The organism is Enterobacter sp. MEB024 (genome assembly GCF_030209635.1).
Classification (GTDB): domain Bacteria; phylum Pseudomonadota; class Gammaproteobacteria; order Enterobacterales; family Enterobacteriaceae; genus Enterobacter; species Enterobacter ludwigii.
In genome coordinates this window covers 21,973-46,122 of the sequence record NZ_JARVRQ010000001.1, presented here as the reverse complement: position 1 = coordinate 46,122, position 24,150 = coordinate 21,973, and the positions used below count along the sequence as shown (strand labels likewise).

The window sequence follows — 24,150 nt, the reverse complement described above, 5'->3', positions numbered from 1 at the left end:
TTCTAATTGTGAATGCCATACCCCTGAGTAACAAAAATCATTATCTGTAGACTATTTATTACCTCATACCACTGACAAGCTGGACGCTGTCACGATTACGGAGAATTATATGACTGTTTCACCTGCATGGTCGGGCAATATTGATGCAACTGCTGACACGGGTATTAATACCGGACTTAAACTAAAAACCGGGCAAAAAATCAGTATTATTGCGGAAGGATGGATTAAATACGGTAAGGAAGACTACGCCCTGGCATCGCCATACGGCAGGCTAAAAGAGGGCTTTGTCTTACGGAACGATAAGGTGCTGAAAGCCCGATTCAGTGCATCCGGAAAAAGCTATGACATTGGCAGTGGTGTTTACCAGTGGTCGGTACCGGAAGACGGCGAGTTGATTCTCGTGGTCAGTGACTCTTCACATCGCGACAACAGCGGCGCTTTCAGCGCGGTTGTGTATATCGCTGAAGACGAAAAGAAAGCGGCGGCTCAAAAGGCGGACTGGAAAGGTCATGTTCCCGCAACGCGCAGTGACTGGACCCACACCGGCGTATCCGTGAGCAAAGGGGACAAGGTGATGCTGATTGCTGCCGGTACCGCTCAGTACGACAGCCGCGGTCGCAGCTTTGGACCTGACGGCGACAGCCAGCATCCGTCAGCACAAAAACCGGATCCCACTTTTGTCCTGCCAGAAGCACTGGCGGGGAAATTACTGATCAAAGCGGGTGAGCATATTTACGGTATCGGAAGCGGCGGTAGCGACTGGGAAGTCCCTGCTGATGGCGAAATTTCATTCATTTTTAACGATACAAATGTTGCGTCTGAATACGCCAATAATACGGGAGGCTATGACGTCAGGTTTGTTGTGCTCGGTTGAAATGCCTGCAGGGAGGCAACGTGCCATTCACTGCCTTCCCTGCCGGTTCACTGGAAAACAAAAATGAACGTTAATGGAGCCCCTGATATGAGCGTTATGGACAATAAAAAAGTTGATTTGGTTTTCATCATCGACAGCAGTCTTTCAATGAAGGATGAAGCGGAAGCGCTCTGTGCAAAACTTGAGAGCGCCATTGAGGAGGCCAGAAAAGCCTGCCCTTCGGATTTACGAACTGATTTTCTGGGTATCGAAGGCGTTTTTGCCGGCACCAAATTTAATAAAACGGTCCGTCAGTTCCTGACGAGCGAGGCCGGTGCTAACCCATCCGCCCTGAAAGGCAGAGAGTATGTCAAAGAGGGGAACCCCGCTCAGGAAGATGTGGCGCCTGCTGCGGAGGACGTTATCCGTCATTACAACTGGCGTGACGGCACTGAAAAGAATGTTTTTGTGCTGGGAGACGAAAGTCTGAAAGGCGGAGAGATGACCCTGGATGCGGGCCGCATCAAAGCCTGCGATGATGCCATTGCCACCGCCCTGGAGTACGGCGTCAAAATCCACTCCTATCTGGGCACGCCTCATGCCTCATTACCTTATCCCACCCCGGATGATGAGAAAGCCATGGTTCGGGAATACAAGCGCCTGGCGCTTCGTACGGGTGGTGAGCATTATATCTACACCTCCGGCATTGCCGATTTTGCCTCGGTTTTAAAAAGCACCATTTGCGCCAGTAAGGCCACGCAACAGGACAGCGTGGCGAACAAAAAAGAAGAAGCAGATGCGCTGGAAGGTAAAACGCCAGCGAAGACGCCTGGTAATGGCAGCGATCTGTGCGCACAGGCCCCTGAAATTGTCCGGGCAGTGAATACGCTTGCCGATGTGCTTAAGAACCTGATTGACGCTTGCGCCAGCGACTGTCGTTGCAAAGAGAATACGCCCCCTTGCCCGTGTCAGGAACATCACAACAAACCGGTGCCCCCCTCCTCACCCCCTGCTGCGCCGGACACTCCCCTTGTCAGTCCCGAGCCAACACCATTCCTGGATGAGAGTAAGTTTACGAATAATCACCTGAATCACTGGCAGTTTGGACCGGCAACGCCTGAGCATGAGTTTTACTCAGAAGGTGGCGCGACCATGATTCGTTTTCCGACCACCAATGTTAAAGGCCGGACACACAATGGCGTGCTGCTTTATAAACATTATTCGGAACTCCTGCCGGGGAAACGCTATCGCTTCAGCCTTCAGGCTCGCAGGGACAATGACTACAAGGTGATACCCGAACTGTCACTGCGGGTGGCAGGCCAGGATATTACCTCGGTTACAGCACTTGCCGTGAAAGGCGAGTGGGTCACGCTGTCAGGAGAGTTTACGGCGGCACAGGGCGATAATGTGCTGGAAATTTTCAGCCATAAAGCCAGCGGCGATGGTAACGATTTCAGCATAACTGGAATCACAGTAAAATCCGTCGATTGATTTTGTTACGCTGACTTCATTTCAGATATGAAGTGATGCCGGTTTGGCTACGCGTTGGTTAAACCAGGCATCACTGCTTAGCCAGTGTGCGTCACGCAGGCGATAACATTGGTCTGGCCCGGTAATACACGGTGGGCATGATTCCCCTCGTCGACAGGTTTACCTGAGCAGTTAAACCTGCGTGTTACCAGGGAAGCGCAATTTTCTCATCATTCGCTTTCTCGCCGTAATACAGAGAAGGCAGGAAACGAGACAAGAACGTGAACTCTGTATAACAGTGTCGCATAAGCGCTAATCCAACGTCATCGGCAGGTTCAGCGTGGTCGTCATTACTCATACCCAGAATAAACCGGCTACGCAGCACACACCCAAAAGGCGTATCCCGCACAACATGTAGCATTTGTCCGTCCAGCGGGTCGCCCTGGCTATCCAGTTCAGTTTTTTCACCAAAGCCTATCCTTGCGGCAATGATTGCCGAGACACTCCCATCCCCCATTGCCTTGTCGACAGCCATTTTGCCAAATACCGATGCAGGGTGATGGAATTTAAGACGCGCGGGAATGGGAGGGATTTCAGCTAATGATTCAACTGCATGGATGCTTGCGCCGTAAAAACTTTCCCCACGCTTCCAGTTGGCATCCCATCCACGATGCTCAACATGATCAACGGGATGCCACCATTTTATATGCTGCGTAGTTTCAAAAAAGGTAAACCACCAGTTAATCATACGTCCTTTGCAGCCATGTAAATCAGTGCGTACGGCGACCAGCAGACTCCCGTCATCCAGACGTTTAATACCGGTCTCCAGCGGCATGGGAGAAGGATCAAGCAATGCCGAATAATCCAGCCAGGGCCTGGCAATATCGTGTTGTCGCATTTTTTTCTCCATTAGCATTGGGAAATTCGCACCATTTAGGAAACGAAGTGCGTTTCCTAAACATTACCGATAGAATGGTCGTATGACAAGCGAAAAGGAATCTCCAGGATGACCTCACCAACCAAACCACGCGGACGTCCCTCAGTCCCTGAGGAAGAGGTGAAGAAACAAATCATTGGTAGCGCGATGGCCTTGCTCTTTGACAAAGGCTATGACGCCACAACAATTGAGGCGGTTGCATCGCATGCAGGCGTTGCCAAAAAGACCGTCTATCGCTTTGCGAAAAACAGGGAGGAATTGCTTGGCCTTTCGGTTCGAAACTGGACGGATAACTATGCCCCACTCCTGCAGAGCGATCCGACAGATAAGAATGACGTTTTACCGGCGTTAAGAAAATTACTGGCTGCGATTTGTGGTCAGGCGCTATCAGTAACGGCCGTGAAAATGTTTCGTCTTCTCAATAGTGAATTTCCTGGCAAAGATGATCTCCTCAAGAAATACAATGAAAATGGCATAGCGCGCGGCCAACAATTACTCACTGAGTGGATTACACGACAGCAAAAACAGGGCTGGTTGCCGATGTTACCTGCAGATACCTGTGCCAAAGTCATACTCGCCATGTGTGTCGCCGAACCTCTTCGGCAGGCGGCGATTGGTTTAACTCATACCGTTGAGAAAACCGATATTGAGGCACATTTGGATTCTTGTATGCCTTTTATTTTACTTATATTCAGGCATGGTGATGAATAACATAGTACGTGGCGATTCGTGTGGAGTGTCACGCTTAGTATCTGTTCGAGCTATACAACTACGGGTCGCTACGTACTTACATCTCTGATAGCAACTGTTAACCATAGCGGTAACTGTTGGTTATAGAATATGAAAAAGATCGTAACCTGGGACTGACAAACTATTTAATTTGTTGTTTTTAATTGATTTTTGTCGCGATAATATGAATAAAACAACACCTATTATTTAATTAATTCATGAGTAATTTTATTCATTTCAATTTCTAAGATACCCCCAAAAATCCCCCCGCACTGCCGACTATGAACATGGACAAACAATCATCACTTTTATTTATTCTTTAAGTACTGAGCAAATGATAACCAAGGTGTAAAATTTACCGCACGAAATGAAGATAAGTTATAAATTAAAAAAGAGGGTTCAAAATAGAACCCTCTAATATTTAGAAGCACAAACTAAAGCTCATTATCGGACAACATTTCGTACACTGATTCCCTGAATCGTACCTGAATCATTTTTCGTGCATCAGTGAGGCTAACATCGCTGAGCGGATAATAAGAATATAAAGCTTCTTCAAGCATATTGATGCATTTTTCATAGCTCCAATCTTCTCTGACTTTATGCATATAAATTATATAGAAAATCTTCTGTTCTATTTTCTGTATGCTATCGGTTGAAGATGAATAAGCCTTTTTGATTTCGTAATAACTTTCCACTAACTGTGGTGCATTTGAAATATTAAAATTATCCTCGCTGAAAATACTATCGTAGTATTTTCCAAAAATATGTTGCTTTTGGTTTGAAGATTTTTCAGGAAAACCTTGATAAGCGAAAAGTATCTGACCGAATTGCTCCATACTAATTTTGTATCGGTATTCTTTTTCATCATGAATCCCGGTATCGCCATTTTTTCTAGAATAAATAATACCATGCTCATCCAGTAGTTGTTCTAGTTGTATTTGCAATGTGCTTAATGATTTCAAGTCTACATTAGAAATAGAGTTTTGACTGTTTGTGTATTCCGCTATTTTATTTGCAGTTTCATTATTGGACGCATTGAATATCCGAACAAGAAGTTCGCCTTTTGAAATATATTCTGTAATATTTGATTTATCCACCGCGTTAAAATCATGAAGTGTTCTAAGCGTTTGCCCACCATTTAAGACTTGGATTCCTGATAAACTAATTCTAACCTTCCTGTGACCATTTACTGGGTGAGCTTTAATATCATTAGATACTATCGTTAACCCATTGTTATACATGAATAATTTATTTGGTTCTTCACGCAAGGTTTTGGCTATACCTGCATTATAGCGCGAGCGTTGAACAAACCCCCTGACGTTATCGAAAAGAACCCCAAAATCTATTTTTTCGTTTGCCAGTAATTCAAAGTTCTCACAATTGTGATCTCCGCGCAAATCAGCATTGCGACAAGTAATTCTTATTACATCGGCAGCATTTAGTCTGATAACATACGATTTTGATGTCGAAATTGAACTCTCTGAATAAGACATGAGAGAATCATTGTCGATAATCAATTCCGCATTAATTGGAGCGGGACGTATTGACATAATACTTGTTATATGTGGAAGGCATATAGATATTACTTCCATGTCATATACATTTTTCAATTGTTGGATAGCACTTTCATCATGTTCTATAGGCAAAGCTTCATTGCTCACCATATATAAAGAAAGTTTCCATACTTCATTCCCATTGAGTAATTCATTGATTTTTGTCACATACAACGCCAACTTGCCTTCTAATCCATCGACACTTTCATTCATAATACAATTCACAAGTTTTGTTGATACAAAAGCCTCATTGAAACTTTGCTTCTGGTCAACTTTGAATCGTTCTCTGAACTTAAAATTAAATAACTTGATTTCCTTATCTTCACTATCTATAAATATTGCATCAATACCATGATCATCATTTCGGTTACCATATAAATACGAGTTGTATTCAGTATCTGTAATGTAATCACTAATTCGATCTATATCTTTTTCATTACATAATGACTCAAGCATGAAGAGATAAAAACCAAACCTTTGTTGTAACTTAAGTTCATTCACTTCTTGAACAAATTGATTAGTTTTACTGAATAAATCAAAGTATTTTTGGCATTTAATATTAAGAAACTTAAAATCATTGATACTTACATGCGACATCGTATAGTCCTTTTAAACAGATGATTTTTATCCATTATGCCTTACAGGACTGATTTCTGCTTGTGATCTCCCGCTCTTTAAATCAAATATTGTAGGTTATATTGGTACAGTTTTAAGCAACAGTAACTTAGAGCGCGTGTAGCCAAAAATCCCCGCTGGCGGTGCTGTTTGAGGGGCTGGGTTAGGCTGGGGGTTTACAGTTTTTCGCCGTCCAGCAGGCAGAGCGCCATTAAACCTGTTTTGTTCCAGTCATCCGGCGTATCGGGGTGCATTGTGGTAACGTAGGCCAGCTCAGAACGAAGAAACCGTAAAGCGCCTGCTGCACGGTCTTTGCCATAGAAGCTGTGGGTTTCTTCATCCGGCCGGAAGAGAATCAGCAATTGTTCATCGGGCTCGTGCTGAACATCAAAACCCAGCTCAGCGGCTGCTGCCTCTATAGGCTGGCCAGCATCAATATCAGCCGGCAACTCTTTCCCGCCGTCATGCTTCCATACCCATGCGGCGGCCTGCGCCCATGTCATTTCAGTCTGGTGTTCGCGCACCAGCAGAATTTTGTTTAGCCTGCGATGCTTCGACATCCACTTTATCGCCTGAAATTACAATTTCACCGCGGGCTATCCAGCCGTAAACCTTCTGCCGACTAACCCAGCTTCTCTATACCGGCTACATGATATTTTAAGCGCCAGTATTTGCCGCCATAAGGTTTGATCAAGAAATACAGACCATCACCATCGGACAACTTGTAAGCCTTCTCTTAGTGGCATTAAGTTTCACCTGGAGATACCTACTTAAGACCGAAATACAAATACCCTTGCACCTACTGACCATTGATTTCAGGAGATTTTTGTAGACGTGGAGGTACTAAAAGGTTTCAGAGCGCAGGATATAAGGGATTTTGGTGAAATTTAGTCGACTTTGGGAGACGTTAGGATGGTGCCGATAATAGGAGTCGAACCTACGACCTTCGCATTACGAATGCGCTGCTCTACCAACTGAGCTATATCGGCCCTGAAAGGCCGGTTACGAGCGTAACCACGGGGCAAAAGGTTAGATCTAACCGGGTGATGCGTCAATGCCCTTTTGAATCAAACGGCTATTTTTGCATCACCCGTGATTATTTACGCACGAATCGTATCATCACCGAAGCCGATCCACTTGTAGGTGGTCAGTGCTTCCAGGCCCATCGGGCCTCTTGCATGCAGTTTTTGCGTGCTGACAGCAACTTCTGCGCCCAGGCCGAACTGGCCACCGTCGGTGAAGCGGGTTGAGGCATTCACGTACACGGCGGAGGAGTCCACCTCATTCACAAAGCGATCGGCATTGCGCAGGGTGCGCGTCAGAATCGCATCCGAGTGCTGGGTACCATGTTCACGGATGTGAGCAATGGCATCGTCAAGGCTCGCAACCACCTTCACGTTCAAATCCAGCGACAGAAATTCGTCGTCGTACTGTTCCGCTTTGACCGGTACCACCGTCGCCGGGCCGTCTTTCAGCAGTGCCAGCGCGTTGGCATCCGCGTGCAGCGTCACGCCGCTTTCGGCCATCTGTTTGCTCAGAGCAGGCAGGAAGGTATTGGCGATGCCCTGATGCACCAGCAGCGTTTCAACCGTATTACAGGTGCTTGGACGCTGGGTTTTGGCATTGACGATAATCTTGAGCGCCGGTTCAATCTCGGCACTGTCATCAACCACGATATGGCACACGCCGATACCGCCCGTGATCACAGGAATGGTCGACTGCTCACGGCACAGCTTGTGCAGGCCCGCGCCACCGCGTGGGATCAGCATGTCGATGTATTTATCCATGCGCAGCATCTCGTTCACCAGCGCACGGTCCGGGCTCTCGATTGCCTGTACGGCACCTGCCGGCAGGCCGCACTCTTCCAGCGCCAGCTGGATAACGTTTACGGTCGCGGCGTTGGTACGCCAGGTCTCTTTCCCGCCACGCAGAATGGCAGCGTTGCCGGTCTTCAGGCACAGGGAAGCGACATCAACCGTAACGTTGGGACGGGCTTCATAGATCACGCCAATAACGCCCAGCGGCACGCGACGACGCTCAAGGCGCAGCCCGCTGTCGAGCAGCCCACCGTCAATGACCTGACCTACCGGATCGGCAAGATTGCAGACCTGGCGGACATCGTCAGCGATGCCTTTCAGACGTGCCGGGGTCAGCGCCAGGCGGTCAAGCATTGCTTCGCTCAGGCCATTGCGACGCGCTTCCAGCAGATCCTGCTCGTTGGCGAGCAGAATCTCCTGCGACTGCGATTCCAGATAATCAGCGATTTTTTCCAGCACGCGGTTTTTCTCGCGGCTGGAAAGGAGCGCCAGTTTGTAAGAGGCGGCCTTCGCGGCTACGCCCATTTGTTCCAGCATTTTCTGGCTCCTTAACGAATAATCATGTCATCACGATGCACGGCAACCGGGCCATATTCATAACCCAGAATGGCGTCGATCTGCTGTGAATGGTGACCCGCAATACGGCGCAGGGCATCGCTGTTGTAGCGGCTTACGCCGTGGGCGATGTCACGACCTTCGAGATTACGGATACGGATCACTTCACCACGTGAGAAGTTGCCTGTCACGCTTTTAATTCCTTTAGGAAGTAATGAACTCCCTCTTTCCAGAATTGCGGCGGTCGCCCCTTCATCAACGGTGAGTTCGCCTGCCGGCGGTGCGCCAAAGATCCAGCGTTTGCGGTTCTCCAGCGGGGAGGCCTGCGCGTGGAAGCGGGTTCCCACGGAGATGCCTTCCATCACGTCGCCAATCACGCCAGGACGGCTGCCCGCGGCAATGATGGTGTCGATACCGGCACGGCATGCCACGTCGGCAGCCTGCAGCTTGGTCCCCATCCCGCCGGTCCCGAGGCCTGAAACGCTGTCACCTGCGATGGCGCGTAGCGCATCGTCGATACCGTGTACATCGGTAATCAGTTCAGCGTCCGGATTTGAACGCGGGTCGGCGGTGAAGAGCCCCTGCTGGTCGGTCAGGAGCAGTAATTTATCAGCGCCTGCCAGAATCGCGGCCAGCGCCGAGAGGTTATCGTTATCACCCACTTTGATTTCAGCGGTGGCAACGGCATCGTTTTCGTTAATGACGGGAACGATGTTGTTATCCAGCAGCGCGCGCAGCGTATCGCGCGCGTTCAGGAAACGCTCCCGGTCTTCCATATCCGCACGCGTCAGCAGCATCTGCCCGACGTGGATACCATAGATAGAAAACAGCTGTTCCCAGAGTTGAATGAGTCGGCTTTGTCCCACGGCGGCCAGCAGCTGTTTAGAGGCGATCGTCGCGGGGAGTTCGGGGTAACCCAGGTGTTCACGCCCGGCGGCAATCGCCCCGGAGGTCACAATTACAATACGATGCCCTGCGGCATGCAACTGAGCGCACTGACGTACAAGCTCAACAATGTGGGCGCGATTAAGGCGGCGCGATCCGCCTGTTAAAACACTGGTACCGAGTTTTACCACCAGCGTCTGGCTGTCACTCATGATTCTCTGCCGTTCAACGATAAGGGAAAATGATGTCAAACGAACGTTTTAACAGGTGTCAGCCCCGTTGCCAACTGCCTTAGCACATCGCGAAACACTTTGTTGCGCGGGATCAGGAAGCGTAGCGGCAAAATTTGACAGTTTTATTACCGAAATAATAAATCACAGTTTTTTAAAATTATTCTTAATTTGTCATAAAAGTTTCATTGCGTAACGTTAAAACCCTTTCTGTTTTTTCACGGGACTTAAGCATGAGCTTATCGTCCAGCGAATTTTTTTAGCGCGTTTATAAGACAGGATCGAAAATGAAAAAGAGCACACTGGCATTAGTGGTAATGGGCGTTGTGGCTTCCGCATCTGTACACGCAGCCGAAGTTTATAATAAAAACGGTAATAAACTGGACGTATACGGCAAAGTTAAAGCAATGCACTACATCAGCGATGATGACACTAAAGATGGTGACCAGACTTACGTCCGTTTCGGTTTTAAAGGCGAAACACAGATTAACGATCAGCTGACGGGCTATGGCCGTTGGGAAGCTGAATTTGCCGGTAACAAAGCAGAAAGCGACTCTACACAGAAAACGCGTCTGGCGTTTGCTGGTCTGAAACTGAAAGACATTGGCTCTCTGGATTACGGTCGTAACCTGGGCGCACTGTACGACGTTGAAGCCTGGACCGATATGTTCCCTGAGTTCGGCGGTGACTCTTCAGCCCAGACTGATAACTTCATGACTAAACGTGCGAGCGGTCTTGCCACCTACCGTAACACCGACTTCTTCGGTGCGGTTGATGGCCTGGATATGACCCTGCAGTATCAGGGCAAAAACGAAAACCGCGACGTCAAAAAACAGAACGGTGACGGTTTCGGTACCTCTCTGACCTATGACTTCGGTGGCAGCGACTTCGCCGTCAGCGGTGCCTACACCAACTCTGACCGTACTAACGCACAAAACCTGCTGACGCGCGGCGAAGGTAAAAAAGCGGAAGCATGGGCAACCGGTCTGAAATATGACGCTAACGATATTTATCTGGCAGCGATGTACTCTGAAACCCGTAATATGACCCCAATTTCGGGTGGTTTTGCGAATAAGGCTCAGAACTTTGAAGTTGTTGCACAATACCAGTTCGATTTCGGTCTGCGTCCGTCCCTGGGTTATGTCCAGTCTAAAGGCAAGGATATCGAAGGTGTGGGTGACGAAGATCTGGTGAAATACATCGACGTGGGCGCGACCTATTATTTCAACAAGAATATGTCCGCGTTTGTTGATTATAAAATCAACCAGATTGATGACGACAATAAACTGGGCGTGAGCAGCGATGACATCGTTGCTCTGGGTATGACCTACCAGTTCTGATATTGTTGAAATAAAAAATCCCGGCGCAGATGCCGGGATTTTTTTTGCCTGGAGGGGGTCGGGTTTACTGCCCTCCCCCCATCCCTCGCGAAGAGAGAGGGAGAAATATCACGATTACGCCGTCAGCTTAACCGCTTCGCTGGAAAAGTTATCCGCGGGTTCAAGCTTCAGATCCAGAGTGGCCAGCAGCGCTCTTGCCTTTTCGAGGTACTCTTTCAAAGTATGCTCCAGGCGGTCGATCACTTCCTGGTCTTTGATTGGGGCTGTTTGCCAGTAGCCGTCTTTATTAAACAGGCCGAACTGGTAGCTATACGTAAAACGTTTTTCTTCCGCTTCCATTTCCATCCACCAGCCCCAGAATTCACGTTTTTCGGGTGCAGGCTTCACGTTGACGCATACAGCCAGGCAGTCGAAAAAAAAGCGATTTTCTTCACACTGCTCTTCTCGAATATACGGGCCGAGAGCCATAAACTTCTTGATCAGTCTACTTTTCGGGTGTCCACTCGGTAACGTCATTGCGATCTCCTTTTGTGAAGCCACTGTTTTACCAAACCAGCAAAATTTAGCAATCTATTAACACAATCTCTGCGCGATCCAGCGTGTGATCTCTCTCAATGCTTTGTCAAAATTCTGGTACACCGGGCTGAACGGTACCTCAAGCAATTTGCCATCCGCAGATGACGAAGTGATTAAGCGTGACTCCTCTTCGGGACTGAAGGGATCGTTTTTCCAGTACCCTGACATCATCGGCGTAGGGCAACGCCGTCCCAGCAACCCCTGCGTTTTTAGCGAGTAACGATTGAGTTCAACGCGCAGCGCTTCGTCTGATGCATCATGCATGCCAAGGCGGCTGGCCAGCACATCAAGGTACATTTCCGGCACGCGGCCCTGCCGGGTCGGATCGCTGAGCAGAGCGTGCACCACCGGACCGAGACAGGCGACGGCCTTCAGGCGCGAAGCTTCAAGGTAAGCCAGACGCACGGCGACGTTGGCGCCAAAGCGGAAGCCAAATGCAGCAACACGCGTGTGGTCAACCCATGGAATGTTTTCCAGCGCTTTTAATGCATGCTGGTGCAGAAGACTCGAGTCCTGAGTCAGTTTCCATTTGGATGAAAAGCCAATTGAGGGCATATCCAGCGTCAGCATCGCGATCCCTTTTGGTGCGAAGTAACGCTCATACAGGCTGTAATAGTCGATTTGCAGTGAATCCAGCCCGCCGCACATCAGAACGGTCGGGAACGGGCCTTCGCCTTCTGGCATATGCAGGAACCCGGTGACGGGCGCGCCACCCGGGATGGTAAATTCCAGCTCGCGCATCCGGCCCGGCAAGCGTTGAGCGGCCTCTTCGTAGGCGCGATTCGCCAGCGCCTGAGCCTGCTCGGCCAGCTCATCACCTTTCAAATGCGGGTATGCGGCAATAGCATAGAGGTTGGCTGCATGCAGCCAGTGTTTGCCGCTGAGCGTGGCGTCCTCTTCCTGGCTGGCTTTTTGCTGCCAGAGCATCGCCTGTTTAGACCATTCGTAGATCCAGTTTCCCCCGCGATAACCCACGACCGTATCGTAGAGTTCACTGTCGGTGCGCTCAGCTTCGCTCATCACGATACGCGCCTGCACATCAAGGATTTCACGGGGATCAATACCGCGCCAGATCCACATCAGACGGTTAATCATGCGGTACCAGTGAGGCACGTTTTTACCGTCTAATGCAGACTGGACGGCAGGCATGGTCCCCGGATTAAACCGGCGCACCAGCGTCGACGTTTCAGGATGTTTGAAACGGGGTTTGAAGAGAGTCTCGGTGAGATTCGCCTGCGTCATTACGTTGCCTCCATGAATACGTCATATAGAGACCATTGTAACGCGCGTCAGACTAAAAAAAACAACGCCCGGTATCACCGGGCGTTAAATAAGTGCGTAAAAGAATTAACGACCAGAGATTGGCGGTACGAATACCACGCCCATATCCCATGGCTGTTCAATCCAGGTATCCTGAGGGATATCAATCACGTAATCGTCAACCAGCGGACGGCCTGCTGGCTTCGCGAAGATGGTGACGAAGTGGGCTTTTGGATACATTTCGCGGATAGCCACCGCGGTACCGCCGGTATCAACCAGGTCGTCGATAACGATGAAGCCTTCACCGTCGCCTTCCGCACGTTTCAGCACGGTCAGCTCACGCTGGTTGTCATGGTCATAGCTGGAGATGCATACGGTATCGACATGACGAATACCCAGCTCACGTGCCAGCAGCGCCCCCGGTACCAGACCGCCACGGCTGACGGCAATAATGCCTTTCCACTGTTCGGAAGGCATCAGACGCGCAGCCAGTTTGCGTGCGTGAATCTGCAACATGTCCCAGGTGACGACGTATTTTTCGCTCATGTGAAGTGTCCCAGCCTGTTTGTATACGGCTTAAAAAGTGTTCGAGGGGGAAATAGGTTGCGCGAGATTATAGAGATCTGACGCACTAAAAACCAGTGTTTAGCGCCCGGAGCCTGAGTTTTTACATGCTTTATGCTACCAGCCACCGGAGAAAGTGGTATTCTCAGTTGCATCTCGCAAGCCTGTCTTGTGGTAACTATTAACCTGCTAACCCTGTGACCTGCAACTCGCTTTGCAGGGCATCGACAAGGAGACTTATCGTGTCTGAACTGTCTCAATTATCTCCACAGCCACTGTGGGATATTTTTGCCAAAATCTGTTCCATTCCCCACCCTTCCTACCATGAAGAACAGCTTGCCGAACATATTATGGGCTGGGCGAAGGAAAAAGGTCTGCATGCTGAACGCGACCAGGTTGGCAACATTCTGATCCGCAAACCGGCGACCGCAGGCATGGAAAACCGTAAACCGGTTGTGCTGCAGGCGCACCTGGACATGGTTCCACAGAAAAACAACGACACCGTTCACGACTTCACCAAAGACCCTATCCAGCCTTACATCGATGGCGACTGGGTGAAAGCGCGCGGCACGACCCTTGGTGCAGATAACGGCATTGGTATGGCGTCTGCTCTGGCCGTCCTGGCGGACGACAGCGTTGAACACGGTCCGCTGGAAGTGCTGCTGACCATGACGGAAGAAGCAGGCATGGACGGCGCGTTCGGTCTGCAGGCGAACTGGCTGCAGGCGGACATTCTGATCAACACCGACTCTGAAGAAGAGGGTGAGATCTACATGGGCTGCGCCGGCGGAATTGATTTCATCACTACCCTGCCACTGTCCCGCGCAGCGATCCCTGCTGGTTTCCAGACCTTCAAGCTGACGCTGAAAGGGCTGAAAGGCGGCCACTCCGGTGGTGATATTCACCTGGGTCTGGGCAACGCCAACAAACTGCTGGCACGCTTCCTGGCTGGCCACGCGGCTGAGCTGGATCTGCGTCTGGTGGATTTCAACGGCGGCACACTGCGCAATGCCATTCCGCGTGAAGCCTTCACGACCGTGGCAGTACCCGCTGCAAAAGCTGACGAGCTGAAAAAGCTTTCCAGCGTGTATCTGGATATCCTGAAAAACGAACTGTCAGCGAAAGAGAAGAACCTGACCGTGGTGCTGGAGTCCGTGACTACCGACAAAGCGGCGCTGACCTCCCCGTCTCGTGACGCCTTCGTTCAGCTGCTGAACGCGACGCCAAACGGCGTGATTCGTAACTCAGACGTCGCGAAAGGCGTGGTTGAAACCTCCCTGAACGTGGGCGTGGTCGCTATGAGCGATGACAGCGCGGAGATCATCTGCCTGATCCGTTCGCTTATCGACAGCGGTAAAGAGTATGTGGTGAGCATGCTGGAGTCTCTGGGTAAACTGGCGGGTGCGCACACCTCCGCAAAAGGTAGCTACCCAGGCTGGCAGCCGGATGCCAGTTCGCCGGTGATGGCGCTGGTGCGTGAAACTTACCAGCGTCTGTTCAACAGTACCCCGAACATTCAGGTGATCCACGCCGGTCTGGAGTGTGGTCTGTTCAAGAAACCGTATCCGAACATGGACATGGTGTCTATCGGGCCAACCATTACCGGTCCGCACTCGCCAGATGAGCAGGTTCATATTGAAAGCGTGGGTCATTACTGGACTCTGCTGACTGAACTGCTGAAAGCGATCCCTGCTAAGTAATTCGCCGTATGATGCCCGGTAGCACGTTGCCTGCCGGGCTGACAAATCCGCCTGCTATAACCCCAATACCAGCTGCCGCTCCAGTTGCGGGTCCAGCAGCGTCACGTGTAACCCCACCAGCCTCACTCCCCGCCCTGCCCGCCGCTCTTCCCAGGCTTTTCTCGCGGTGGCGATAAGATCGTCTTTATTCAGTCGCGGCCAGACATGCTCCTGCGTCGTCTGCTGGAAATCATTAAACTTCAGCTTAACGCCCTGACGGGCAATCAGCAGATCGGGTTTTACTTTCGCTAACCGCCGCTCCAGTTCGGGATAAAGTTGGTCAGTGATAATGACTTCACACTCGGACCAGTCATGGATGTCTTCCATCAGCGTGCGTTCAACCCCGACCGATTTACGCAGCCGCTCATTGCTCACGCTGCGCTCATCAATTCCCTGACTGCGCTCCCACAGCACGCGACCAAACTTACCGAAACGCTTGAGCAGCATGGCCAGATCGCTTCGCTGTACATCTTCACAGGTCCGTAATCCCATACTTTCCAGCTTTGCAGCAGACACTTTCCCCACGCCGGGGATTTTGCCGAGCGGCAGTGTTTTTAAAAACGCCGGAACGTCTTCCGGAGTGATGACGTACTGACCATCGGGTTTATTCAAATCAGACGCTATTTTGGCGAGGAATTTCACCGGTGCGACGCCTGCGGAAGCGGTCAGATTGAGCTCGTTGAAGATAGTCCGGCGGATCTCCTGCGCCATTAACGTTGCGGAGCCGTGGCAGTGCAGGCTGTCAGTGACATCCAGGTAGGCTTCGTCCAGTGACAGAGGTTCAATCAGCGAGGTATAGCGAGAGAAGATCTCGCGGATATGCAGGGAGGCTTCTTTGTAGGCTTCAAATCGGCCGGGCAACAGTGTGAGATGAGGGCACAGCTTTAGCGCCATGGCAGTTGGCATAGCACTGCGCACGCCAAATTTGCGCGCAGGGTAGTTGGCGGTGCTGATCACACCGCGCTGGACACGGCTACCGCCAATCGCAATAGGTATATCCCGCAGCGCCGGATTGTCACGCATCTCCACTGCGGCAAAAAAGCAGTCCATATCGACATGGATTATTTTGCGCATAGTAAGCCCTCACTCATCACTGGATAAGTATACAGTAAAGAAATGAGAGTTGAGAAGTGTGTTTCCCCTCTCCTCCAGGAAGAGGGGAAACACCGGACTCACTACAGGATCCGCCGGGCCTCGCGCGCCATGCGTTTTTTACGGGCGTCGCAGGGTTCGGGGCAGTCGCACACTTTTTCCATCCCGAGCGCGGAGATACCACCACAGCTGCCCTGAATGCTTTTACGCTTTATGATCCAGCCCAGAGACATGCCGAGTACAACTAGCAAAAAAACCGCGAATGTTGCCAGAAACGTCAGCATCATCACCCCCCGAAGTCATCCAGCAGGATGTTCTCATCTTCCACACCCAGATCTTTTAGCATCTTAATGACTGCAGCGTTCATCACTGGCGGCCCACACATGTAAAATTCGCAATCCTCTGGCGCAGGATGCTGCTTGAGGTAGTTTTCATAAAGCACGTTGTGGATGAACCCCGTGTGGCCGGTCCAGTTATCTTCCGGTTGCGGATCGGAGAGGGCCACATGGAAGGTGAAGTTTGGGTTTTCACGCGCCAGTTGCTCAAACTCATCATCATAGAACATCTCTCGCAGCGAGCGTGCCCCGTACCAGAAGCTGATTTTGCGCTTGCTCCCGAGGCGCTTGAGCTGGTCAAAAATGTGCGAACGCATCGGTGCCATGCCCGCGCCACCACCGATAAAGACCATTTCAGCCTCGGTCTCTTTAGCAAAGAACTCGCCAAACGGACCGGAGATGGTCACCTTATCTCCCGGTTTCAGGGACCAGATATACGACGACATGACGCCCGGGGGTGCATCAGGCACATTCGGCGGCGGCGTGGCGATACGCACGTTGAGCATAATGATGCCCTTCTCGTCCGGGTAGTTGGCCATTGAGTAGGCGCGAAGCGTCGGTTCTTTAACGTCAGACACAAAACGGAAAAGATTGAATTTGTCCCAGTCGGCACGGTACTCATCCGGAACGTCAAAGTCCGCATACGCCACGGTGTGATCCGGGCACTCAATCTGGATGTATCCCCCGGCCCGGAACGGAACATCTTCCCCTTCCGGCACGCGCAGCTTCAGCTCTTTAATGAAAGTCGCTTTGTTATCGTTAGAGATAACTTCGCACTCCCATTTTTTAACCCCGAAGATCTCTTCCGGCAGCTCAATTTTCATGTCCTGGCGCACCGCGACCTGGCAGGCCAGACGGCAGCCCTCTTTCGCCTCACGCTTCGTGATATGCGCCAGCTCAGTGGGCAGAATATCCCCGCCCCCCTCTTTCACCGTGACGCGGCACTGACCGCAGGAGCCACCGCCACCGCAGGCCGAGGAGACAAAGATCCCGTTGCCGGAGAGCGTATTGAGCAGTTTATCCCCCGCCGGCGTGCGGATCTGGTTTTGCGGCTCACCGTTGATATCAATCACCACGTCGCCGGAATTCACCAGCTTCGCGCGTGCCGCCAGAATCAGCCCTGACAACACCAGTACAATCAGCGTGAACATCACCACGCCAAGAATAATTTCCATCTGTTAGCCCTTATAGCTGCACACCGGAGAAGGACATAAAGCCCAGCGCCATCAGCCCGGTGGTGATAAAGGTGATCCCTAAGCCACGTAAACCCGCAGGCACATTGGCATATTTCATTTTTTCGCGGATCCCCGCCATGGTAACGATAGCCAGCATCCAGCCGATGCCGGAGCCGAAACCATACACAACGGATTCACTGAAGTTGTAATCACGCTGAACCATAAACGAGACGCCACCAAAGATGGCGCAGTTCACCGCGATCAACGGCAGAAAAATCCCCAGCGCGTTGTATAGCGACGGGAAATACCTGTCGAGGATCATCTCCAGGATTTGTACCAGCGCCGCAATCACACCGATAAAGGTGATGAAGTTCAGGAAGCTGAGATCGACACCGTCTACCAGCGCACCGTCGCGCAGCACAAAGTTGTACACCAGGTTGTTAATCGGTACAGATAAGCCGAGCACCACCGTGACCGCAACACCCAGACCAAATGCCGTCGATACCTTTTTGGAAACGGCAAGAAACGTACACATGCCCAGGAAAAACGCGAGTGCCATGTTTTCAACAAACACCGCGCGCACAAATAAACTCAGATAATGAGCCATCGTCGGTTACTCCTTTTCCTGCTGTTCTGGCTTCAGGGTACGAATCAGCCAGATCAGCAAACCGATAATGAAAAATGCGCTTGGGGCCAGCAGGAAGAGTCCGTTTGGCAGATACCAGCCGCCGTTTTGTACCGTGTCCAGCACCGTGACGCCAAACAGCTTACCGCTGCCAATCAGCTCGCGCAGGAACCCAACGGTCAGCAGGATAACGCCGTAACCGAGACCGTTACCGATCCCGTCCATAAAGCTCGCCAGCGGAGGCATTTTCATCGCATAAGCTTCGGCACGCCCCATCACGATGCAGTTGGTAATAATCAGACCGACAAACACCGAGAGCTGTTTTGACGTTTCATACGCGAAAGCGCGCAGTAGCTGATCGACCACGATCACCAGCGACGCGATGATCGCCATCTGCACAATGATCCTCACGCTATTCGGGATGTGGTGGCGGATCATGGAGATAAACATGCTGGAAAATGCCGTCACCAGCGTGACCGCGACGGTCATAACCAGCGCGGTTTCCAGTTTTGTCGTGACCGCCAGCGCCGAACAGACGCCCAGTACCTGTAAGGTAATAGGGTTATTCGCCAGCAGCGGGCCAATGAGCACCTTTTTGACTTCTTTCAGTTCACCCGTATCAGCCATTGTTCAGCGCTCCTTCACGTACGTTTTTCAGGAAAGGACCAAAGCCCAGCTCGCCCATCCAGAAATCAAAACTGTGCTGCACCCCTTTTGACGTGAGCGTTGCCCCGGAAAGCCCGTCTACGGCATATTCGTCACCCGGACGCGCAGCCCCTTTCATCACCTTCAGGGCAGGCAGTCCGTTATCGTCGAGCACTTTCTTGCCGACAAACTGCGCGCGCCAGTTAGGGTTTTCAACCTCACCGCCGAGCCCCGGCGTTTCGCCCTGGTCATAATAGGTAATCCCTTTCACCGTGCGACCATCCGTATCGAGTGCCACAAAGGCGTACATCATCGACCACAGCCCGTTACCGTATATCGGCAACACGACCTCCTGCACCCGCTTCTGCTCATCGCGCACAAGGTAAATTTCGGCGAGGTTACTGCGACGCTTGATGCCAGCGGGATCTTGCGATGCCTCCAGCGTCAGGCTCATCTCAGGGTCTTTCAGTGCCAGTGCCTGGTTAAATTTCGTCGGGTCTTTATCCAGCAACTGGCCGGTTTTTAAATCCACCAGACGCGCCGAAATGCGCTCCGCGAAGAGTTCAGCCACGTCGTCTGTACTCATCCCTTCCTGCATTAACCCGGCCACAGCCAGGATGTTGCGTTGTTTATCCAGCGCACGCTGCTCCTGTTGCCGTGGTTTTAATCCCACGGCAGAGCCAGCCACGACAATGGAACAGACCAGGCAAAGGACCAGCACCACCAGCAGCGTTTTGCCGATGCTGTCGTTATTCTTGCTTTCAGCCACGCGCTTTCCTCCGCTTAATGTTGGCGCGCACGACCAGATAGTCGAAGAGCGGCGCAAACAGATTGGCAAACAGAATGGCCAACATCATCCCTTCCGGATAAGCCGGGTTGACCACACGAATCAGGACACACATCGCACCAATGAGCACGCCATAGCTCCATTTACCTTTGTCGGTAAAGGACGCAGAGACAGGATCGGTGGCCATGAACATCATGCCGAAAGCGAACCCACCCAGCACCAGATGCCAGTACCAGGGCATGGAGAACATCGGGTTGGTGGCGGAACCGATGAAATTAAACATCGTGGCTGTTAACACCATGCCAATCATTACCCCTGCGACAATGCGCCACGACGCAACACGTCCGAAGAGAATGATGGCCCCACCGAGTAAAATCATCAGCGTGGAAACTTCCCCAACAGAGCCGGGAATGTTGCCAATAAAGGCATCCAGCCAGGTCACGGGTTGACCCGTGGCGTTGTTAACCAGCGTTTCGCCCCCGTGCGCGGCCCACTGTGAAAGCGGCGTCGCACCCGAGAACCCATCCGCAGCCGTCCACACCAGGTCGCCCGAGATTTGCGCTGGATACGCAAAGAACAGGAACGCTCGCCCGGCCAGCGCCGGGTTGAGGAAGTTGCGCCCGGTGCCACCGAAGATCTCCTTGGCAATCACCACGCCAAAACTGATCCCCAGTGCCGCCTGCCAGAGCGGCAGCGTCGGTGGAACAATCAGGGCAAACAGAATCGACGTCACGAAGAAGCCTTCGTTGATCTCATGTTTGCGAATGATGGCGAACAGCACTTCCCAGAAGCCACCCACGATAAACACCGTGATGTAGATTGGCAGGAAGAATACGGCTCCCAGCGTCATCATGCTTATCCAGCCGGCATCGGCTGCAAAGCTGACGCCCAACGTCTGGGCCAGGCGGTAGTGCCAGTCCGACTGGATAACCTGAGCCAGCTGTGGGGCATCATATAAATGATGCAGCGCCGGAATGGTCTGCAGGCCAACGTTGTACATACCCCAGAACATGGCCGGGAAGACCGCAAACCAGACCAGAATCATCATTCGTTTGAGGTCGATAGCATCGCGGACGTGTGCTGCCCCTTTTGTGACCAGCCCCGGCGTGTAGAAAATGGTCGCCGTTGCTTCATACAGCGGGTAGTACTTCCTGAGCTTCCCGTGCGTAAAGTGCGGCTCTATTTTTTCAAAGAGGTGTTTTAAGCCCATCAGTTATCCTTCCTGCTCAATGCGGGTTAACACCTCGCGCAATACCGGTCCATATTCGTATTTTCCCGGACAGACATAGGTACAGAGCGCCAGATCTTCTTCGTCAAGCTCGAGGCACCCCAGCGCCTGGGCACTGTCGGTGTCGCCGGCCAGCAGATCGCGCAGCAGCAGAGTTGGCAGAATATCCAGCGGCATAACGCGCTCGTAGTTGCCAATCGGAACCATGGCGCGCTCTCCGCCGTGGGTGCTGGTCGAGAAATTAAAGAGTTTGCGACGCAGGAAGTGCCCAAGGGTAGTGCGGGTCACGGAATACTTCTCAGCACCCGGCAGAACCCAGCCGAACAGCTCTTTCTCGCGACCTTCCAGAACCACACTGACCTGCAGGTGGAAGCGCCCAAGATACGCCTGCGCGCCAGCCGCATGACGGCCACTGAGCACCGAGCCAGAAATCAGGCGGTTTTCACCCTCTTTCGTTTCACCGGCAAGCAGTTCATTAATGTCCGCACCCAGCAGCGTTTTCACCAGGTGTGGATTTGCTGCCTGTGGCCCGCCGAGGGCGATCACCCGTTCAGCGCACAGTTCACCGGTGGTAAAGAGCTTACCAATGGCAATCACGTCCTGATAATTCAGATGCCAGACCTGTTTCGTCAGGCTCACCGGCTCCAGGAAGTGGATATGCGTTCCGACTAACCCCGCCGGGTGCGGACCTGCAAACGTATTAAACGTAACTTGCCCCTGCGGATGGCCCCCGAGTTTGCCGCCGCCCGCCTGACAGACGTGGACCTTCCCCGAAGTCAGACGGGTTAACACGGTTAGCCCGGCATCAAACGCGTTACGCTGCGCCAGAATAATGGGCTCCGGGTCCGCGCTGAGCGGGTTGGTATCAATGGCGGTGACGAAAATAGCGGCCGGAAGCGTGTCCGGAACAGGCGATTTGCTGAAAGGTCGCGTGCGAAACGCCGTCCACAAGCCGGACGCCAGCAGTTGTGCCTGAACGGCTTCCCGGCTCAGGGCGGCGAGGTCTGCTGCGTCGAAACGGGAAAACTCACGTTGTTCGTCGCCTTCAATACGGATAACCACCGACTGCAGGACGCGACGTTCACCGCGATTGATTGCCACCACGGTACCGCTCGCGGGGGCCGTAAACATAACGCCAGGATTTTTTTTGTCCTCGAAGAGCGCCTGTCCTTTAATGACGCGATCGCTTTCCTGCACCAGCATTGAGGGACGCATTCCCAGGTAGTCATCGCCCAAAATGGCGACATGGCGGACACTTGCGCCAGGCGAAACGTGCGGCTCGGGCACGCCTGCAATCGGCAGATCAAGTCCTTTTCTGATTTTAAACATGTGGTTAGCAAGCTTCCATGAACTTCAATCCAGAGGGGGCGAAGTGTACCATTTTCGCTGTTTTTCGGGCACCAAAACCTCGGTTGCAGGCGCTAAAGTGCGAGGTATTACGCAAAGTTCCTGGAGCCAACGCGATTTTGATGGTTTATAAAGTAAAACTAATTTGTAAACTCACCGTCCGGCTCTTGCGAAAATCTATGGCGGTGCTAATGTGAGCGCACCTAACAGAATAATCTGATTTCGGGTCTCTTTTGCCGTCCTGGCAATTTGGTCTTAGTTTTATCAAGGAACTAGTAGTATGCGTAAAATCGCATTGTTCATTGCGATGCTCCTGATTCCGTGCGTATCGTTTGCCGGGCTGCTCAGCAGCAATAGCTCAACCACGCCGGTCAGCAAAGAATATAAACAGCAGTTAATGGGATCACCGGTTTATATTCAAATCTTCAAGGAAGAACGCACACTCGATCTGTTTGTAAAAATGGGCGAGACATATCAGCTGCTTGATAGTTACAAGATTTGTAACTACTCCGGTGGTCTGGGGCCAAAACAGCGTCAGGGCGATTTCAAAAGTCCGGAAGGGTTTTACAACGTTCAGCGTAGCCAGCTAAAACCTGACAGCCGCTTCTATAAAGCCATTAACATTGGCTTCCCGAACGCCTATGACCGTGCCCACGGTTATGAAGGCAAATACCTGATGATCCACGGTGCATGCGTGTCTATCGGCTGTTATGCGATGACCGATACCGGCATTGATGAGATTTTCCAGTTTGTCACCGGCGCACTGGTCTTTGGTCAGCCGAACGTTCAGGTCAGCATCTACCCGTTCCGCATGACCGATGCCAACATGGCGCGTCACAAGTACTCCTACTACGCGGATTTCTGGAAACAGCTGAAACCGGGTTACGACTACTTTGAGCAGACGCACAAGCCGCCGGTTGTCTCGGTTGTCGATGGCCGCTATGTGGTCAGCAAGCCGCTGAGCCACGAAGTCGTCCAGCCACAGCTGGCATCAAACTACTCGGTCCCCGAGACAAAATAAGACCCACTCGCCTGGCATAATCTTTTGCCAGGTTTCGTTGCCCGTCAGTGGCTGGGTCGCGATCACTGTGACCACATCATTCGGTGTGGTCTCTCGTTGAAAATCAATTTCCACATCCTGATCGAGCAGCTTGGCGACGCCAAACGGCGCGCGGCGCGTGATCCAGAACAGATTGGTCGAACAGAACGCCATCACATAACGCCCGTCAGACAGCAGCATGTTGAACACGCCCTTCTCACGCAGTTCTGATGCCAGCGACGCAATGTATTTGAAGACGGCGGTCATGTTGCCGGGCGTGCGCGGATAACGCTGCGTCAGCTTGTGCAGCAGCCAGCAAAACGCTTTTTCGCTGTCGGTCTCACCGACCGGACGGAAATTGCCCGTCTCTAGCGACTTGTAGCCGGAGAGCTGGCCATTGTGCGCGTAGGTCCAGTGACGGCCCCACAGCTCGCGGGTGAACGGGTGGGTATTTTCCAGCGCCACTTCCCCACGGTTTGCCTGACGGATGTGGGCAATCACCGAGCGGGACTTAATGGGATAGTCCTGCACCAGTCTGGCAATCGGGGAATTAAAGCTGGGCTGGGGATCTTTGAATGTGCGACATCCTTTGCCTTCGTAGAAGGTAATGCCCCAGCCGTCTTTATGCGGCCCGGTGCCCCCGCCGCGCTGAACGAGCCCGGTGAAGCTAAAGCAGATATCGGTTGGCACATTGGCGCTCATCCCGAGCAATTCGCACATACATCACCTCCACAACAGCGGGGGCAATCATGCC

General features: G+C 51.9%; 23 protein-coding genes, 1 tRNA gene and 1 pseudogene. 6 read left to right on the top strand and 19 right to left on the bottom strand.

Translation table 11 applies throughout. The features are described from left to right. Window positions 1-109: 109 nt before the first annotated feature. Complete coding sequence (locus QRN24_RS00235; protein WP_063156359.1) at window positions 110-874, top strand: LecA/PA-IL family lectin; 765 nt, start codon at window positions 110-112, stop codon at window positions 872-874. A gap of 87 nt (window positions 875-961) precedes the next feature. After that, entirely contained in the window at window positions 962-2,344 is a 1,383-nt protein-coding gene (locus tag QRN24_RS00230) for a carbohydrate binding domain-containing protein (protein WP_284942197.1), read from the top strand. A 184-nt stretch (window positions 2,345-2,528) separates the two neighbouring features. Here QRN24_RS00230 and QRN24_RS00225 read toward each other — a convergent pair whose 3' ends face one another. Further along, window positions 2,529-3,221 carry a DAPG hydrolase family protein gene (locus QRN24_RS00225; RefSeq protein WP_149377075.1) on the bottom strand — a complete coding sequence of 231 codons (693 nt, stop codon included), beginning with the start codon at window positions 3,219-3,221 and terminating at the stop codon, window positions 2,529-2,531. 108 nt (window positions 3,222-3,329) lie between these two features. On the opposite strand from QRN24_RS00225, the gene QRN24_RS00220 reads away from it, so the two are divergent. Beyond that, on the top strand, window positions 3,330-3,971 hold the full coding sequence (locus tag QRN24_RS00220; RefSeq protein ID WP_284942196.1) for a TetR/AcrR family transcriptional regulator: 642 nt from the start codon (window positions 3,330-3,332) through the stop codon (window positions 3,969-3,971). A gap of 452 nt (window positions 3,972-4,423) precedes the next feature. Here the strand turns inward: QRN24_RS00220 and QRN24_RS00215 are convergent, their stop codons facing one another. The 6 genes and pseudogenes from QRN24_RS00215 to proB form a co-directional block, all read right to left on the bottom strand. Further along, window positions 4,424-6,139, bottom strand: coding sequence for an AIPR family protein (locus tag QRN24_RS00215; protein WP_284942195.1), 1,716 nt, complete (start codon window positions 6,137-6,139; stop codon window positions 4,424-4,426). Between the two features lie 194 nt (window positions 6,140-6,333). Further along, window positions 6,334-6,717, bottom strand: a complete 384-nt coding sequence (locus QRN24_RS00210; RefSeq protein WP_284942194.1) for a hypothetical protein — start codon at window positions 6,715-6,717, stop codon at window positions 6,334-6,336. A gap of 68 nt (window positions 6,718-6,785) precedes the next feature. Further along, window positions 6,786-6,878: pseudogene (locus QRN24_RS00205) on the bottom strand (Arm DNA-binding domain-containing protein); the annotation flags it as partial. 192 nt (window positions 6,879-7,070) lie between these two features. Beyond that, window positions 7,071-7,146, bottom strand: a tRNA-Thr gene (locus tag QRN24_RS00200). Between the two features lie 111 nt (window positions 7,147-7,257). Continuing rightward, window positions 7,258-8,511: a glutamate-5-semialdehyde dehydrogenase gene (proA, locus tag QRN24_RS00195; RefSeq protein WP_040016762.1), complete on the bottom strand. Its 1,254-nt coding sequence runs from the start codon at window positions 8,509-8,511 to the stop codon at window positions 7,258-7,260. Window positions 8,512-8,522: 11 nt separating this feature from the next. Then, the gene (proB, locus tag QRN24_RS00190) at window positions 8,523-9,626 is read right to left on the bottom strand and encodes a glutamate 5-kinase (protein WP_020882782.1); all 1,104 of its coding nucleotides are present in this window, start codon (window positions 9,624-9,626) and stop codon (window positions 8,523-8,525) included. A gap of 305 nt (window positions 9,627-9,931) precedes the next feature. Here proB and phoE point away from each other — a divergent pair, with 305 nt between their 5' ends. Continuing rightward, window positions 9,932-10,984, top strand: a complete 1,053-nt coding sequence (phoE, locus tag QRN24_RS00185; protein WP_014168769.1) for a phosphoporin PhoE — start codon at window positions 9,932-9,934, stop codon at window positions 10,982-10,984. A 114-nt stretch (window positions 10,985-11,098) separates the two neighbouring features. Here phoE and crl read toward each other — a convergent pair whose 3' ends face one another. The 3 genes from crl to gpt form a co-directional block, all read right to left on the bottom strand. Continuing rightward, window positions 11,099-11,500, bottom strand: coding sequence for a sigma factor-binding protein Crl (gene crl, locus QRN24_RS00180; protein ID WP_020882784.1), 402 nt, complete (start codon window positions 11,498-11,500; stop codon window positions 11,099-11,101). Between the two features lie 57 nt (window positions 11,501-11,557). Continuing rightward, on the bottom strand, window positions 11,558-12,802 hold the full coding sequence (gene frsA / locus QRN24_RS00175) for an esterase FrsA (RefSeq protein WP_014168767.1): 1,245 nt from the start codon (window positions 12,800-12,802) through the stop codon (window positions 11,558-11,560). A 105-nt stretch (window positions 12,803-12,907) separates the two neighbouring features. Then, a complete protein-coding gene (gpt, locus tag QRN24_RS00170) occupies window positions 12,908-13,366 on the bottom strand; it encodes a xanthine phosphoribosyltransferase (RefSeq protein WP_010427903.1) in 459 nt (152 codons plus the stop codon). A 260-nt stretch (window positions 13,367-13,626) separates the two neighbouring features. On the opposite strand from gpt, the gene pepD reads away from it, so the two are divergent. Next, window positions 13,627-15,084 carry a cytosol nonspecific dipeptidase gene (gene pepD / locus QRN24_RS00165; protein ID WP_284942193.1) on the top strand — a complete coding sequence of 486 codons (1,458 nt, stop codon included), beginning with the start codon at window positions 13,627-13,629 and terminating at the stop codon, window positions 15,082-15,084. A 54-nt stretch (window positions 15,085-15,138) separates the two neighbouring features. On the opposite strand, the gene dinB is transcribed toward pepD, so the two are convergent. The 8 genes from dinB to QRN24_RS00125 all read right to left on the bottom strand — a co-directional run bounded on the left by dinB (window position 15,139) and on the right by QRN24_RS00125 (window position 22,339). Next, a complete protein-coding gene (gene dinB / locus QRN24_RS00160; protein ID WP_284942192.1) occupies window positions 15,139-16,197 on the bottom strand; it encodes a DNA polymerase IV in 1,059 nt (352 codons plus the stop codon). Between the two features lie 101 nt (window positions 16,198-16,298). Further along, a complete protein-coding gene (gene nqrM / locus QRN24_RS00155) occupies window positions 16,299-16,502 on the bottom strand; it encodes a (Na+)-NQR maturation NqrM (protein WP_020882787.1) in 204 nt (67 codons plus the stop codon). Next, window positions 16,502-17,725 carry an NADH:ubiquinone reductase (Na(+)-transporting) subunit F gene (gene nqrF / locus QRN24_RS00150; protein WP_020882788.1) on the bottom strand — a complete coding sequence of 408 codons (1,224 nt, stop codon included), beginning with the start codon at window positions 17,723-17,725 and terminating at the stop codon, window positions 16,502-16,504. Before nqrF ends, nqrM begins: the two co-directional genes overlap by 1 nt. Before the next feature lie 10 nt (window positions 17,726-17,735). Beyond that, window positions 17,736-18,332: an NADH:ubiquinone reductase (Na(+)-transporting) subunit E gene (gene nqrE / locus QRN24_RS00145; RefSeq protein WP_014168762.1), complete on the bottom strand. Its 597-nt coding sequence runs from the start codon at window positions 18,330-18,332 to the stop codon at window positions 17,736-17,738. A gap of 6 nt (window positions 18,333-18,338) precedes the next feature. Next, window positions 18,339-18,977, bottom strand: coding sequence for an NADH:ubiquinone reductase (Na(+)-transporting) subunit D (locus QRN24_RS00140; RefSeq protein ID WP_025205100.1), 639 nt, complete (start codon window positions 18,975-18,977; stop codon window positions 18,339-18,341). Next, window positions 18,970-19,764 carry a Na(+)-translocating NADH-quinone reductase subunit C gene (locus tag QRN24_RS00135; RefSeq protein WP_020882789.1) on the bottom strand — a complete coding sequence of 265 codons (795 nt, stop codon included), beginning with the start codon at window positions 19,762-19,764 and terminating at the stop codon, window positions 18,970-18,972. The genes QRN24_RS00140 and QRN24_RS00135 overlap by 8 nt, the downstream gene beginning before the upstream one ends. Continuing rightward, entirely contained in the window at window positions 19,757-20,992 is a 1,236-nt protein-coding gene (locus tag QRN24_RS00130; protein ID WP_020882790.1) for an NADH:ubiquinone reductase (Na(+)-transporting) subunit B, read from the bottom strand. The genes QRN24_RS00135 and QRN24_RS00130 overlap by 8 nt, the downstream gene beginning before the upstream one ends. Before the next feature lie 3 nt (window positions 20,993-20,995). Then, window positions 20,996-22,339 (bottom strand): Na(+)-translocating NADH-quinone reductase subunit A, encoded by a 1,344-nt coding sequence (locus QRN24_RS00125; protein ID WP_284942191.1) that lies wholly within the window; start codon window positions 22,337-22,339, stop codon window positions 20,996-20,998. A gap of 298 nt (window positions 22,340-22,637) precedes the next feature. Here QRN24_RS00125 and dpaA point away from each other — a divergent pair, with 298 nt between their 5' ends. Then, a complete protein-coding gene (dpaA, locus tag QRN24_RS00120; RefSeq protein ID WP_014168757.1) occupies window positions 22,638-23,378 on the top strand; it encodes a peptidoglycan meso-diaminopimelic acid protein amidase in 741 nt (246 codons plus the stop codon). Here dpaA and QRN24_RS00115 read toward each other — a convergent pair. Beyond that, on the bottom strand, window positions 23,349-24,116 hold the full coding sequence (locus QRN24_RS00115) for a class II glutamine amidotransferase (RefSeq protein ID WP_014168756.1): 768 nt from the start codon (window positions 24,114-24,116) through the stop codon (window positions 23,349-23,351). The genes dpaA and QRN24_RS00115 overlap by 30 nt on opposite strands. Window positions 24,117-24,150: the final 34 nt, after the last annotated feature.

Coding starts and splice junctions, on each gene's coding strand:
- dinB (WP_284942192.1), bottom strand. CDS start 16,197: ATGCGCAAAATAATCCATGTCGATATGGACTGCTTTTTTGCCGCAGTG.
- QRN24_RS00230 (WP_284942197.1), top strand. CDS start 962: ATGAGCGTTATGGACAATAAAAAAGTTGATTTGGTTTTCATCATCGAC.
- nqrF (WP_020882788.1), bottom strand. CDS start 17,725: ATGGAAATTATTCTTGGCGTGGTGATGTTCACGCTGATTGTACTGGTG.
- proA (WP_040016762.1), bottom strand. CDS start 8,511: ATGCTGGAACAAATGGGCGTAGCCGCGAAGGCCGCCTCTTACAAACTG.
- gpt (WP_010427903.1), bottom strand. CDS start 13,366: ATGAGCGAAAAATACGTCGTCACCTGGGACATGTTGCAGATTCACGCA.
- QRN24_RS00130 (WP_020882790.1), bottom strand. CDS start 20,992: ATGGGCTTAAAACACCTCTTTGAAAAAATAGAGCCGCACTTTACGCAC.
- QRN24_RS00125 (WP_284942191.1), bottom strand. CDS start 22,339: ATGTTTAAAATCAGAAAAGGACTTGATCTGCCGATTGCAGGCGTGCCC.
- nqrE (WP_014168762.1), bottom strand. CDS start 18,332: ATGGCTCATTATCTGAGTTTATTTGTGCGCGCGGTGTTTGTTGAAAAC.
- QRN24_RS00215 (WP_284942195.1), bottom strand. CDS start 6,139: ATGTCGCATGTAAGTATCAATGATTTTAAGTTTCTTAATATTAAATGC.
- nqrM (WP_020882787.1), bottom strand. CDS start 16,502: ATGATGCTGACGTTTCTGGCAACATTCGCGGTTTTTTTGCTAGTTGTA.
- phoE (WP_014168769.1), top strand. CDS start 9,932: ATGAAAAAGAGCACACTGGCATTAGTGGTAATGGGCGTTGTGGCTTCC.
- frsA (WP_014168767.1), bottom strand. CDS start 12,802: ATGACGCAGGCGAATCTCACCGAGACTCTCTTCAAACCCCGTTTCAAA.
- QRN24_RS00235 (WP_063156359.1), top strand. CDS start 110: ATGACTGTTTCACCTGCATGGTCGGGCAATATTGATGCAACTGCTGAC.
- dpaA (WP_014168757.1), top strand. CDS start 22,638: ATGCGTAAAATCGCATTGTTCATTGCGATGCTCCTGATTCCGTGCGTA.
- proB (WP_020882782.1), bottom strand. CDS start 9,626: ATGAGTGACAGCCAGACGCTGGTGGTAAAACTCGGTACCAGTGTTTTA.
- QRN24_RS00220 (WP_284942196.1), top strand. CDS start 3,330: ATGACCTCACCAACCAAACCACGCGGACGTCCCTCAGTCCCTGAGGAA.
- QRN24_RS00140 (WP_025205100.1), bottom strand. CDS start 18,977: ATGGCTGATACGGGTGAACTGAAAGAAGTCAAAAAGGTGCTCATTGGC.
- QRN24_RS00210 (WP_284942194.1), bottom strand. CDS start 6,717: ATGTCGAAGCATCGCAGGCTAAACAAAATTCTGCTGGTGCGCGAACAC.
- QRN24_RS00225 (WP_149377075.1), bottom strand. CDS start 3,221: ATGCGACAACACGATATTGCCAGGCCCTGGCTGGATTATTCGGCATTG.
- QRN24_RS00115 (WP_014168756.1), bottom strand. CDS start 24,116: ATGTGCGAATTGCTCGGGATGAGCGCCAATGTGCCAACCGATATCTGC.
- crl (WP_020882784.1), bottom strand. CDS start 11,500: ATGACGTTACCGAGTGGACACCCGAAAAGTAGACTGATCAAGAAGTTT.